This is a genomic window from Arthrobacter sp. TJ-270, assembly GCF_058269075.1.
Genome location: NZ_JBZCNB010000016.1, coordinates 1 through 13165, shown reverse-complemented (window position 1 = coordinate 13165; position 13165 = coordinate 1). Strand labels below are relative to the sequence as shown.

The 13165-nt window shown below is 60.6% G+C and carries 8 protein-coding genes; 2 read left to right on the top strand and 6 right to left on the bottom strand.

Annotation, left to right across the window (positions count from 1 at the left end):
• Window positions 1-351 precede the first annotated feature (351 nt).
• From AC4D2M_RS17125 to AC4D2M_RS17105, 5 genes are all read right to left on the bottom strand, one after another.
• The gene (locus tag AC4D2M_RS17125; RefSeq protein WP_490893104.1) at window positions 352-1401 is read right to left on the bottom strand and encodes a family 43 glycosylhydrolase; all 1050 of its coding nucleotides are present in this window, start codon (window positions 1399-1401) and stop codon (window positions 352-354) included.
• 150 nt (window positions 1402-1551) lie between these two features.
• Window positions 1552-4185 carry a family 78 glycoside hydrolase catalytic domain gene (locus AC4D2M_RS17120; RefSeq protein WP_490893103.1) on the bottom strand — a complete coding sequence of 878 codons (2634 nt, stop codon included), beginning with the start codon at window positions 4183-4185 and terminating at the stop codon, window positions 1552-1554.
• Window positions 4182-4991: a carbohydrate ABC transporter permease gene (locus AC4D2M_RS17115; protein ID WP_490893102.1), complete on the bottom strand. Its 810-nt coding sequence runs from the start codon at window positions 4989-4991 to the stop codon at window positions 4182-4184. The genes AC4D2M_RS17120 and AC4D2M_RS17115 overlap by 4 nt, the downstream gene beginning before the upstream one ends.
• A gap of 108 nt (window positions 4992-5099) precedes the next feature.
• Window positions 5100-5984: a carbohydrate ABC transporter permease gene (locus AC4D2M_RS17110; protein WP_490893101.1), complete on the bottom strand. Its 885-nt coding sequence runs from the start codon at window positions 5982-5984 to the stop codon at window positions 5100-5102.
• 86 nt (window positions 5985-6070) lie between these two features.
• Window positions 6071-7366 carry an ABC transporter substrate-binding protein gene (locus tag AC4D2M_RS17105; RefSeq protein ID WP_490893100.1) on the bottom strand — a complete coding sequence of 432 codons (1296 nt, stop codon included), beginning with the start codon at window positions 7364-7366 and terminating at the stop codon, window positions 6071-6073.
• A 147-nt stretch (window positions 7367-7513) separates the two neighbouring features.
• Here AC4D2M_RS17105 and AC4D2M_RS17100 point away from each other — a divergent pair, with 147 nt between their 5' ends.
• Window positions 7514-8563 (top strand): LacI family DNA-binding transcriptional regulator, encoded by a 1050-nt coding sequence (locus AC4D2M_RS17100; protein WP_490893099.1) that lies wholly within the window; start codon window positions 7514-7516, stop codon window positions 8561-8563.
• Window positions 8564-8640: 77 nt separating this feature from the next.
• Here AC4D2M_RS17100 and AC4D2M_RS17095 read toward each other — a convergent pair whose 3' ends face one another.
• A complete protein-coding gene (locus AC4D2M_RS17095; protein ID WP_490893098.1) occupies window positions 8641-9711 on the bottom strand; it encodes a LacI family DNA-binding transcriptional regulator in 1071 nt (356 codons plus the stop codon).
• Between the two features lie 381 nt (window positions 9712-10092).
• On the opposite strand from AC4D2M_RS17095, the gene AC4D2M_RS17090 reads away from it, so the two are divergent.
• The gene (locus AC4D2M_RS17090) at window positions 10093-12618 is read left to right on the top strand and encodes a beta-glucosidase (protein ID WP_490893097.1); all 2526 of its coding nucleotides are present in this window, start codon (window positions 10093-10095) and stop codon (window positions 12616-12618) included.
• Window positions 12619-13165 lie beyond the last annotated feature (547 nt).

The following is a 13165-nucleotide window of genomic DNA, read 5'->3' as shown; positions in this document are numbered from 1 at the left end:
CATCACGCCCGCCGCAGCACTCGAAAAGCTACTCTTAGACCCATCGAAACCGTCTGTTGCGACGACCATCTGAAACCGCCCTAGACTTGCAAGACAATGGATCGAGACGCAGACGCCGGACCTTTATCGTGCACCTTCTCGGGCTGGTCTTACGGGGATCGGTGCGCCATCGATCCTGCGAGCTTCGACTGTTCGTATGGAGGCCCGAGGAGCCTTCGGCTTGCGCAGCACTGATGGGCTGGATACCGCCTCGTGTCTAACGACTACCGAAAGCACCCGCCATGGTAAGGGGACGAACTACGCCGGCCCAGCGATGTGGGTCGGCGTAGTTCTGCAATCCGCCCCTAGGGATTACCGGTCCTCAAACTCGTCAAGGCTCCACTCGTCTCTCCACTTGATGACTGGGCGGTCGCCGTCGAACGTCAACGGCAACCAGACATAGCTGGCGAGGGAAGTGTTGACCTCGGCGAACTCCTCCATGCGAACATCACCGTCGCGTCCGGGCGCGAAATGTTCCTCGAAGGCCTTTTGTGCTTTGTCGCCATGTTCGAGGTAGTTGGGGAGCCACCGGTCTGCTAGGGCGATATACAGGTCCTTCTTCATGGGGTGCTCGAATACCGATGAGATTTGGGTGTGGAATGACGTTCGTGATGCGTCGCTCGGATGCAAGTCGCCCAGCACAGTGTAGGGGCCGTGAATAGTCTTAGCGACGGCCGCTTCCGACGGATTCGGGTAGTAGCCGGTGGTTCCGGAGGTAAGAAGGTAATGCTGACGGTTGCGCCGAAAATAAGCTGGTGCTTCTCGCACGAAAGGGGGCTGCGGCTGGGGAAAGTGGGTTGAGTAATATCCAGTGACGTCGGTGTAGTCCTCCGTGAGGTCGGCGATGATCATCTCTGAGTGCACGCGCTCGAAGATGTAGTAGCCCTTGCCATCATGGGGGTCAACGACGAGGTCGAAGTCGCCGGCATTCATGCTGAGCGGTCGTAACCAGGTCTGCACGACCGTGTAGGGGCCGAGGACGTGATCCGCAACGAGAACGGTGGACCGCTGTATCGAGCCTTTGCTCATTACTTTGATCCAGCACACAAACTGTCTAGTCTGCTCGTTGTAAATGATGTGTGGTCGGTCCGCCGCTTGTTCGGGATGTAGGGGATGTTCGGAATCCTCTTCCACGGGCGGAACAATCAGGCCGCGGTCCTCCCAGTTGTACAAGTCGGTGGAGGAGTAGCATCGAACACCCCAATGCCAGACGTCGCTGCCGGGGACCGTGTGCTCCTTGTTCTCCCCGTACCAGTAAAAGACGCCATCGACGGTAGTGATGGAGCCACCGTGGGCCTGAATCATGTTGCCGTTCGTGTCGCGCCAAGTTTGCCCTGGGTGAAATGCGGTCAGTGCGCTCATTGCCTTCTTTCTGTGATGAGCAAAGTCAATCCAGATGGAATCACCCTGAGGGAACGGACTCCTCGATAGGAGTGGTTCGTCTCGATAGGAGTGGTTCGTCGGTTTCGGCGCTGGCTTTCAATAAGTGTTTCGAGGTGCCGGGACGGATGCTCACGCTGATCGGACATCTCTCGTGATGTTGCTGTGTGCCGGTTCGCTGTCGTTCCACGAGAAGGTGTGGTCGCCGGGTCCGATTTCCGTGGTTGTCCCATCCGGAAGCTCCACCGCGCCGGTCGTTCCTGATGGAAGCGTGACGGCCAGAGCGTAGGTGCCCTCGGTTACGCTCCAGCGCGAACTGATGGTTCCGTATGGGGAGTCATGGCGTCCGCCGGCATGGGTGAGTCCGCCGCCTGGGCGCGGGCGGAAGAGCACCCGCCGGTAGCCTGGTTCCAGCGGTGCGATGCCTGCGATCTGGCGGTGCATGTAGTCCGCGATGGAACCCAGTGCGAAGTGGTTGAAGCTTGTCATCTCGCCGGGGTTTACCGTACCGTCGGGCAGCATGCTGTCCCAGCGTTCCCAGATGGTAGTGCCGCCTTGGAGGACGGTGTAAAGCCACGAGGGACATTCGCGCTCCAGCAACAGGTCATATGCGACTTCGGTGTGGCCGGTACGCGTGAGCGCGTCCGCGACCAAGGGTGTTCCAGCGAATCCGGTAGCGATCCGGTTGCCGGAAGCCTGGACGAGTTCTGCGAGGCGGTTCCCGGCGCGCTGCGCTCGGGCGTCGTCGAGAAGCTCGAACATGATGGCGATGGCGTAGGCGGTCTGTGCATCGCTCTTCATCGTGCCGTCGGGCAGCACGTACTCGTTCAGGAAGGCTGTACGTACCTCGTCGGCGATCTGCCCGTAGTGCGCTGCGTCATCGTCAAGGCCGAGTACCCGCGCGGTGAAGCTGAGATGGCGAGCCGACAGTGCCAGATAAGCGGTGGCGACGAGGTATTTGTCGGTGCGGGCTGCTGCGGGGTCTTCCGGTGGCGCTGCGGGGTCCAGCCAATCGCCAAGTTGGAAGCCTTCGTTCCAGAGCCTGTCTTCTCCTGCGAGGCCGACGATGAGGTCAACCCACGCCTTTGCACTGGCGTATTGGGTTTTCAGTACTCCGCGGTCGCCGAAGCGTTCATAGAGCACCCATGGCGTGAGTACGGCTACGTCGCCCCATACGGCGCCTGGTTTGATTGGTTCCCAGGACGGCCCGCCCGGAATCCTGGGAATGAACCACGGTACGGTGCCGTCGTCGAGCTGCTCGATGGCGAGGTCCTTCAGCCAGGAACCCAAGAAGCCGGAGCAGTCGTACAGGTAGGACGCAGTCGGAGCAAAGACCTGAATGTCTCCGGTCCAGCCAAGGCGTTCATCACGTTGTGGACAGTCAGTGGGAATGTCGACGAAGTTGCTCCGCATCGACCAGACGACGTTCTGATGCAATCGGTTCAGCAGCGGGTCTGAGCTGTCGAACCAGCCTGTCCGCCGCATGTCCGTGTGGTAGACCCGGGCGCGTACGTCCGCAAGGTCAAAGTCGCCGACCCATCCCTCGATTTCCGCGTAGCGGAAGCCGTGAATGGTGAAGCGGGGCTCCCATTCGACCGGTTCCTCCCCGCCGAGAATGACGACGTCTTCGGAGGCAGCCAGGCGCAGTGTACGCCGGTAGAGTTCGCCGTCCTGAAGTACTTCGGCGTGGCGCAAAGTAATGGTGTCACCACTGCGGCCGGCGGCGCGGATCCTGAGCCGTCCCACCATGTTCTGACCGAAGTCAAGGAGTACGTTGCCGTTGGCTAACTTAGTGACGCTTTCCGGCACGCGTTCCTCGGTGCACCGGATGGGTGGCTGCTCATACGCAATCAGCTCGGAATTGCCTAGTGTTCCCACTGCGACAGGTGTCCATCCGGCCGTTGAATCGGGTGAAGACGGTGAGGACCAGCCCGCCTCGTCGAGGCGAAGGTCATGGCGCTCTCCGTCGTAGAGGCCGCTGAAGAGGATGGGGCTCGGCGCTGCCTGCCAGGTCTCATCGGTGGCGATGGTGTGCAGGACGCCGTCCGCGGTGAGTACCTCCAGTTGGCCGATGAACGCAAGGTCGGTTCCGTAGAGGTCGTGGTAGCCGCCATTGAAGCCAAGCCGGCCGCGGTACCATCCGTCGCCGAGCCATGCACCTAGAACGTTTGATCCGGAGCGGACGAGCGCGGTCACGTCGTAGGTGCGATAGCGGATGCGGTAATCGTAGGAGGTCCAGCCGGGGGCAAGGATGTCATCGCCGACACGCACGCCATTTATTTCTGCTTCAAATACACCGTGTGCTGAAGCGTACAACCGCGCAGACACGACGTTTTCGGGCAGGCCGAATGATTTGCGGACGCGTGATGGCCGGCGATCCGTTCCAGCTACCTCCGGCCATGCACCACCGACAGGTACGGCGGCCCAGTCTGACCGTTCGAAAAGCCCGGCTTCGACTGGAGCCCATTGGCTCCACGGCGTGGTTGATCCATCTTCGCCGTGCGCGCGTGCCCGGATGGAGACCCGCTCGCGTGAGCGCAATGGTGCCACCGGCCAGGACACCAGTACCTGTTCGCGAGATTCGACGAGCCCGGAAGTGTCGGTATGGTCGCTGCGCTGAACCTCGACTTCGTAACCCCGCTGCCGCCAGGTTACGGGCGCGGAGACCCTCCAACTCAGGCGAGGTGCAGGGGTTCCGATTCCAAGTGTGGGTGATCCTGGTTCAACGGTAACAATGCCATCGATGTGAGCTGTGCCGTTCGTCATCCCTTAACCGCCCCGGCAGTAAGGCCCTTCTGAATCTGCTGGTTGAGAATGAGGTAGATCACCAGAATGCTGAACACGTTGAGGCAGATTGCGGCGAAAAGGGGCCCGTACTGTACGGACCCGAACTGACCGTTGAAAGCCAGCAGGCCGACCTGCAGTGTGCGTAGATTGCCAGAGTTGGTGAAGGTCAGGGCGATGAGCAGGTCATTCCAGAGCAGGAAGAACTGCACCAGCCCGACGGTGAAGAGCGCGTTGCGCACCATCGGTATCCCTACGAGGAAGAACGAGCGGATGAGGCCGGCACCGTCGAGAGTGGCAGCTTCAAAGATCTCCCTCGGGACCGCACGAAAGAACGTTGCCATGAGGAACACTGTCAGGGGTAGCCCCGTCGCTGTATACGTGATGATCAGGGGCCACAGCGTGCCAGTCAGACCCAGCTGGAAGTAAGCAGCGAACAGCGGCAGAAGAATCATCTGCGTCGGGACCATGATCCCGGCGAGGAAGACCAGCATCACCGTGCCCCTTCCCTTCCAGACCAGTACCTCAAGCGCGAAACCAGCCATCGCCCCGAGTACCAGCACGAGGAAAAGGGAAGGCCCGACGCTGAGCACACTGTTGAGCGCGTACCGTCCAAAATCCCCGGTCGTCAGTGCAAAGACGTAGTTGTCGAAGTTGTATTGTTCCGGCAGAGCCCACACGGGATTGTTAAGGAATTCGCGCTGGGTCTTGAAGGAGCCAAGGGCCATCCAAACCAGCGGCCCGAACACGATCCCGAGAAGGAGCGTGACGAGGGCTGACGAAAGCACTTTGCCGGCCAGCTTGCGCGAGGACCGTATGCGCCGCGGTCGGCGCGGAGGTATCGGTGGTGATGCGGTAGGAGTCGCGGGAGAGGTTGTGCCTGTCAGTTCCATGACTCAGCCCTTCGTAAGGTCGCGGCGCGAGAGGCGGAAAATGATCACTGTGACGATCAGCGAAAGGAGCGTCAGAAGCGTAGCGATCGCGCTGCCATACCCGTACTCCCCGAATCGGAACGACGTGTCGAACATGTAGATGGTCAGTGGGCTGGTGGAGAATCCTGGACCTCCACCGGTCAGCGCAAGAATGCTGTCGAATACCTTCAACGTTCCGTTGATGGAGAAGATCAGAGACGAGATCAGGACGGGCAGCGACAGGGGCACAACGATATGGCGGACAAGACGCCAACCACTTGCACCGTCGATGCGCGCTGATTCGAAGACTTCGTCCGGAATGTCAAGCAGGCCGGCATAGAGCAAGACGCCGTAGAAACCCATCGACTTCCAAATATCCATGATGATGATGACGAGGAATGCTGTCCCGCCGGACCCGAACCAGTCGACTGAGGCGCCGCCCAGCGCCTGGATGAACTCGTTGACGAGGCCTTCCCGAGGTGCAATCGCGAACATCTGCTGAAACAGCAGGGCGACCGCCACGGTGGGAAGCACGATGGGGAAGAATACCAGGGTCCGCACGACGCTCGACCAGCGACGCAGGATGAACACGTACATCAGGGCCAACAGATACCCGAACGAAACCTGACCAACGGTCATCACAACCGCATACTTGATCGTCAGGAGCGTTGCGTCGTGTACACGCGAGTCGCCTACCATTTCCTGGAAGTTGGCCAGGCCCACGAAGGAGAACCCGATGATCGGGTTGCCTGCGAAGAGCGTATATCCCAGTGACGCGATGATCGGGATCAGCATCACGGCCGAGTAGACCAGCAGCGCGGGTCCTACGAGGATGAGGGTCGACTTCTTGTCGCCCAGGAGTGGATTCATAGCAGCACTCTTCGCGTCGTCAAGGGAGGATTAATTGTTCTTCGAGTGTGGGTGGGCAATTAGTCGCCCACCCACACTTGGAAGTATTACTTCAGGTCGCCCTGTACGAGCTCCATGAACTCCTGCGGTGACATTTCACCGGTTACAAGCGGCGCCGCGTTCTGCTGGGACGTTGTGGTCGCCTTCGGCGTGAACAACGCCTCGAACCACGGAACGGTGGTCTCTGTTGCCGCCAGCTGGTCTTGCACCGTCTGGGTCAGCTCGTCGACCTCGACCTCTTCGTTGACCACGAACCCGGAGATTCGGGAGCTGTCTTCAAGGGCAACTGCTCCGTAATTCTCGGCAATGCACTTGATCCAGGCCTTGCCCTCGTCGCTCTGCGCTGTCTCGGGCGTGAGTGTGAACGGTTGTCCGACGTTGGCGACCAGCTGCGAGCTGTCTCCCGCACCACCTTCCACGTTCGGGAACGGCATGAATCCAATGTTTTCCGAGCCGATCTGGTTGAGCCCCTCATCGGCGAAATTCGACAGGACCCAGCTGCCCATGTAGAGCATGGGCGATGAGCCGTTCATGAACTGGTTGATCGACGTGTCGTAATCGATCGAGCCAACGCCATCACCGAAGAATCCTCGCTCACCGAGTTCGGCAACCTTCTGTGCCGCTTCGACGTACTCTGGGTCGGTCAGCTTCGCTTCACCGTCAGCGACCTTCTGCAGAGCGTCAGGACCGATGTCGCGCGAGATGTAATTTCCAATCAGGCGAGTGATTGGCCACCCCTGCTCACCGCTGGCGGAGAGAGGAGTAGTAAGTCCAGCCTCTTGGAAAGTCGCTGCCGCTTCGACGAGATCATCCCACGTCTCGGGCACTTCGACGCCGTTCTCTTCGAAGAGCTGCTTGTTGTACCAGATTCCCTCGATGTTGTACTCCATTGGGAGGACGATGAAGTCGCCGTAGAGCGATTCGATGGTGGACAGGGCCGCCGGTTCAATCTGCTCGGTGATACCTAGTTCTTCGAAAGCCGCGCCCAGGTCTGCGACCGAACCTGATTCGGAGAGCTGCTGCGTCAACTGGGGAGTGCCCACGGTGTACATATTCGGGAGTGCGCCCTGGCCAGCCAGAAGCTGCACCTGCTGATCGGAGTTAGCCTGCGGGACCGTCTCGATCTCTACCGGCATGGCTTCATTCTCGGTGGCGCACTGGTCGCTCGCGAGTTTTTCCATCGCCGCGGGGACGACCTCGTTCTCGACGTTCGAGAGCACACTGAAGGCGCTGGTATCGGCATCGCCTCCGGCATCGCCTCCGCTACCGCCTCCGCATGCCGCGAGCGAAACCACTGAAACAGCCGCAACCGAAACCACGGCCGCACGTCGGATAGAACGCATTCTTTCCTCCTCGAAAGAGTAAAACTTAGGTGTATTGAAGCGTTTCAAACTCGCGGGAAAAAACGCGTTTTGAAGCCCTTCAAAAGTTACTTGCGCCACTCCATCTTGTCAACCACTTTGTGATGCGGACGCTCTATGATCGGTCACATGAAGCACTATCAGGAGCAGCGTCTACCAATAATCGCCGATGTTGCCAGGCGCGCCGGCGTATCGGCGGGGACGGTCTCCAACGTGCTCAATAATCCCGACGTTGTGAAGGAGGCGACGCGCGACCGCGTGATGGATGCCATCAACACGCTCGGGTTCGTCCCCAACGGTGCTGCACGATCGCTAGCGACTGGTTCCGCCAACACAATCGGTTTCGTCGCAGTCGATCTCACCAACTCCTATTTCATGGATATAGCCAAGGGGATCGAAGCGGAGGCATCTGATCGCTCCCAGCCATTCCGATCCCTTCTCGCGAACAGCGACGTCGACATCACGAAGCAAACGTCCTACCTCGAGTACTTCGAGCAGTCCCGAGCGTCAGGCACAATCCTCGCGCCGCTGGATGGACCCCTCGACGAGGCGGAGCGGATCCGCAGCCGGGGAACCCGCATCGTCTATGTCAACTGGCCAGGCATCGACGGCACGAGTTGCGGTGTCACAGTCGACGAAATCATGGGTGGCCACCTCTCAGCTCACCACCTGATCGAACAGGGTTGTACGCGCCTCATGTTCGTCGGAGGACCGTTGACACTAACGGCAGTGCGAGACCGCTTGACTGGGGCGCAACAGGCAGTGCGGGCATCTCCTGGTGTCACTATGGAACTTCTGGAAACGCGCAAGCTGACCGTTCCTGTGGGTGTCGAAGTGGGCAAGCATATCGCCGCGATGGACCCTCAGTTCCGACCGGACGGGGTGGTCGTGGCCGCAGATGCACTCGCCTCCGGCATGGTGCAATCCTTACTGCTCGCTGGGATCCAGATCCCCAGCGACATCGCCGTCGTGGGTTACGACGACAACCATTTTGCTGCAAGCACCACAGTGCCGCTCTCGACGGTTGCCCAGCCCGGATTCACCATGGGGCGGCTTGCCATGCAACTCCTGATCGAGGAAATAACCCTCCCAACCCAGCACAAGCATCGGACACTGACCGTTCCTCCCAGTCTGATAGAGCGGGGGAGCAGTCAGCCCAGGAGCGCCAACCCGAAATGACTGTACAGGCGGACGCCTGGCAGTGACTAAGGAATATCAGTAGCGCGAGTCGTCCTCGACAGTTGCTGGTTTTCCGTTTAGGAAGGAGCGGTGCGTCCTGGTGCTGGTCCAGCACTGCTCGGCGGCGGGGGTGCAAGCAGTGAGGTTGAACGCGCAATGAGGCGAGGGGTCAGCGTTTCGTGAACCGACTCGGTCCGTCCTGCAATCCTGGAAACTAGTAGCAGCACCGCGCTATGCCCCATTTCATACCCGTTCTCATCAACACTGGATAGCGACATCCGAGGGTGGGCAGAGCACTGGACGTTTCCGTAGCCAACCACTGCCACGTCACCGCCTGGTTTGCCGGGGGGCATATGAGTCAAAGCCGAAAGAACTCCGAAGGCCGCCGTGTCATCGCAGGCGAAAATAGCCGTCGGTGGTGCCGGCGCGCTCACAGCTCGCGCCGTCGCCTGACTCACGGAGGTCTCATCCGGAATCGCTTCAAGGACCTGAGTGTGATCTCCCAGGCCGGCTGCGTCCATCGCGGCGACGTATGCGGATTGCCGCACCGCCTCAGGCGTTTCCGCACGCTCAGATTGGGCCAGTGATGGAGCGGCAACGTGCGCGATACGCGTATGGCCCAGCCCGAGAAGATGCTCAGCCACTTCGGTCGCGCCACGCCGATCATCGCAAACAACCGTGTCGAAACTGTCAGATTTAACGTGTCTTCCCAGCACGACCATCGGCATCTGCGCCGCCATGCGCTCCAACTGATCAGTCCGCCTTGCCGGTAACACCACAAGCATTCCGTCGACCTGTCGATCAGAAAGATTTTGCGCCGCGGCGCTTTCGGTAGTCGTGTCCTTACTCGACACCGCGACGATGACTTGGTACCGGCTCCCGGTCAACGCCTCCTCTACGCCTCGAACCACCTCCGAGACAAAGGGGGATCTCAGTGAAGGAAGAGTAATCCCAATTGTGTAAGTGGCACCCCGCATTGCCCGAGCAGCCACCTTCGGACGGTAGTGCAGTTCGTCCATGGCCTGGGTCACGGCCAAGCGCATAGCAGGACTGACACCGTACGCATCCCGCAGAACTTTCGACACTGCTGCCCGGGATACGCCCGCGAGACGAGCAACATCGTCGATGGTCGGATCCTCCTGCTTCATAAGCGGTCCTTCCCGGGATGGTAGATCGGTACACGAAAGTTATCTCCCTACCCGTGAAGGGGCAGGGCTGCCAGGTGTCCGATGGTGCATTGACGCCCGCCAACCTTTCCGCTCCGTGGACCCCAAGTGACGTCATGGGCTGCAGCATTCTGAGTAGTCGACGCGTAACAAATTACTGAGCGTGCGTTAGGTCACAGAAGCCAAAATCGTTGCCTTCTCGGGCCGGAGTTGCCACGTTGCCTTTTCGGCGACATTTGTGAGCTGGGTCATAATTGGCGGACCCGTAGGGATGCGTTGACAGGCATTGAGTTTTGGTAGTTGGCTTGTTGAAGGGCATCAATTTAGAGCGCTTCAATTTTCTCGACGAAGAGAGAGATATCTATGCGAACTCAAGGTCTCGGTCGCCGTTCCACGGATCCGCGCAGGAAGGTCCGCCGCCGGCGAATCGCTGCTCTGCTGCTTGGGGCCGCGGTGGCCATCCCAGGGGGAGCTGTGGCGATTGCCAACCCTGCCGCAGCAGTTGACTGTTCCACCGTGCCATGGATGGACACCTCCAAGTCTGCGGACGCACGCGCGCAATCCCTGCTTGACGCAAGCTCGCAGCACCAGAAGTACCGCTGGCTTGTCGAGCAGCCTGCCAACAACCCAACCCGGACAACTTGGCCAGGCGACGTGGTCTACCCGGCGCAGGTCGACTGCGCCCCCACCGTGATCTACAGCAACGGCCCGGACGGCGTCTACGGTAGCGCCGGCACCACGGCATGGCCTGGCCCCATCGCGGTAGCGTCCACGTGGGACCTTGAACTCGGGCAGCTCAAGGCCGAAGCGCACGGCCAAGAGGCTTTCGATAAACGCTCTACGGTCGTGCTTGGCCCCGGCATCGCCAGCGGCCGCACCCCGCTGTCCGGCCGTACTTCCGAGTACTTCGGCGAGGACCCGCTACTGTCCGGCCTCATGGGGGCCGCTAACGTGCGCGGCCTCGAGGACCGCCAGGATGGCAAGCCCGTAATAGCCAACCTCAAGCACTACATCGCAAACGAGCAGGAAACCGACCGCAGCACGAGCTCGTCAAACATCGACGAGCGAACCCTCCGCCAGGTCTATGACCTGCCATACGAGATCGCGGTCAAGGAAAGCGATCCGGGCAGCATCATGTGCTCGTACAACCAACTCAACGCCATCTATACATGTGAGAACGACGTCCTCACAACGAACCTCCGTAACGAGATGGGCTTCGAAGGTTACGTCATGAGCGACTTCGGCTCGGTTCATTCCACCGCCGATTCTCTCAACGCCGGCCTCGACCAGGAACTCAACCGACCAATCTGGTTCACCCCCGCTAAGCTCGACGCGGCGCTGACTGCGGGCGAGATCACGCAGGAACGCATCGACGAGGCGGCCTTCCGCGTCGTACGCTCCTACATCCGAGGCGGCCTGTTTGACCACCCGGTGCCGGTGACTCCTGTTGCCAACGTTTCCACGGTCGAGCACAAGGCACTGGCTCGTCAGATTGCCGAGAAGAGCACCGTTCTGCTGAAAAACGACGGCGTACTACCTCTGGCAGATGACCCGGGGACCGTCGCGGTGATCGGCCAGACCGCAGGGGCCACCGCAACGGCCGGAGTGAGCGCCAAGACGGGCTGCGCGTGGTATCTCGTCTTCATCCGCGGCACCGCTCTTAACTGCAACGAGATCGTGGACCCGCTGAAAAGCATTACGGCGAAGGTCGAAGAGGCCGGCGGAAGCGTGGTGTACGACGACGGTGCAGATCCGGCGAAGGCCGCCGCGGTCGCAGCGGAGGCTGACGTGGCCATCGTTTTCGGTCACTACACCATGGGTGAAACCACTGACCTGGCAGACCTGAATCTGGATGCCGACGGTGATGCTTTGATCGCTGCGGTTGCCGCAGCGTCCGAGCACACCGTCGCCGTCCTGAATGCGGGCAGCGCGGTGGAGATGCCATGGCTTGGTGACGTCGACGCAGTGCTCCATGCCTGGCACTCGGGTGAGCAGTTCGGTCCGGCACTCGCTGGTCTGCTGTGGGGTGACACCAACCCGAGCGGCAAGTTGCCGATGACCTTCCCGAAGTCGCTCGAGGACACCCCGACTGGTTCGGATCCGGCACGCTACCCCGGGATATTCTCCGACGGCTCGACCACCCGTCCCGCCGGCACCAATGAGATCCGCCAGGTCAACTACACGGAGGGTCTCGAGGTCGGCTACAAGTGGTATGACGAGCAGGGCATCGAGCCGCTGTTCGCGTTCGGACACGGTCTGTCGTACACGGACTTCTCCTACAGCGACCTCGAAATTGAGCACAGCGACGACCCCGTGACCGGTGCGGTTCAATCGACGGTGTCCTTCACGGTAGAGAACACCGGTGCGGTGTCGGGTGCGGAGATCCCGCAGGTCTACCTGACCCTGCCCGACAGCGCGGATGAGCCCGGCAGGCGCCTGGTCGGCTTCGACCGGGTCGAGCTCGGCGCGGGCGAAAGCACGCGCGTCGAGGTCGTCGTGGACTCCACGGCGAGCAACCAGCCCTTCTCGATCTGGGACACCGAGTCCGACGAGTGGGTCGTCCTCGACGGTGAGTACGGCTTTGTGGTCGGCTCGTCCTCTCGCGACCTCCCGCTCACGGAGGACGTGTTCGTTGACCGGGTAGCACCGGAGATCACCTCAATCTCCCTCAACAAGAGCCAGAAGATCGTCGTCGAGGCGACCGACGAGCTCAGCGGGGTGGCAGCCATCGAGTACTCCACACAGAAGAACGGGCAGGAAGCATCCGCCTGGGCCACCTACACCGGTCCGCTACAGGTCGATGCGAAGAGCGCAGTGTCCTTCCGTGTGATCGACAACGCCGGCAACGTAAGCGCAGTCACGGAGGCGAACCGCAAGGATCTCCGCTGATCCGAGGGCGGCCATGCCGGCCGCCCCCGTCCTCACTTGTCCGCTCCGGGGCCACAACCCCGGAGCGGACTTGTGTCCGAGATCGTCCAAGACCTCACCGAAGTAAGGGTGGGTTCGAACGGTGGAGGGATCCGCCCTGGAGACGTTCTACTGGTGCCTGAGATGCCTTTTTACGCCGGGCTTATATTCCCGAATTCCGCTTCTACCGCGCACCCGATCGCCTCCGAATAGTTGCGTTCCAAGCTGTCGATGTCAGCTTGAGCTTTAAGGGATCCATCTAGCATCAGCTGAAGACTCGAACCATCAGGCGCGACCGAGAATGCGTTGACCGCTGGGTCGGAGGTTAGCAATTCACCTCCCTTCGCTCTTAGCTCTCCCGGTGAGCACGCGGTAGCTTCGACGTTGATATCTACATCGGGGAAGCGGGCTAGGAGGTTCTGCAATTGGGAGTCGACAGGACCATCGGCGGTTTCAGATGGTCGTCGCAACAGACGGTTTCGATGGGTCTAAGAGTAGCTTTTCGAGTGCTGCGGCGGGCGTGATGCCG

What these genes read in the sequence shown, in the direction of transcription:
- AC4D2M_RS17125 (WP_490893104.1), bottom strand. Translation starts at nt 1,401, where the DNA reads ATGAGCGCACTGACCGCATTTCACCCAGGGCAAACTTGGCGCGACACG.
- AC4D2M_RS17120 (WP_490893103.1), bottom strand. Translation starts at nt 4,185, where the DNA reads ATGACGAACGGCACAGCTCACATCGATGGCATTGTTACCGTTGAACCA.
- AC4D2M_RS17110 (WP_490893101.1), bottom strand. Translation starts at nt 5,984, where the DNA reads ATGAATCCACTCCTGGGCGACAAGAAGTCGACCCTCATCCTCGTAGGA.
- AC4D2M_RS17105 (WP_490893100.1), bottom strand. Translation starts at nt 7,366, where the DNA reads ATGCGTTCTATCCGACGTGCGGCCGTGGTTTCGGTTGCGGCTGTTTCA.
- AC4D2M_RS17100 (WP_490893099.1), top strand. Translation starts at nt 7,514, where the DNA reads ATGAAGCACTATCAGGAGCAGCGTCTACCAATAATCGCCGATGTTGCC.
- AC4D2M_RS17095 (WP_490893098.1), bottom strand. Translation starts at nt 9,711, where the DNA reads ATGAAGCAGGAGGATCCGACCATCGACGATGTTGCTCGTCTCGCGGGC.
- AC4D2M_RS17090 (WP_490893097.1), top strand. Translation starts at nt 10,093, where the DNA reads ATGCGAACTCAAGGTCTCGGTCGCCGTTCCACGGATCCGCGCAGGAAG.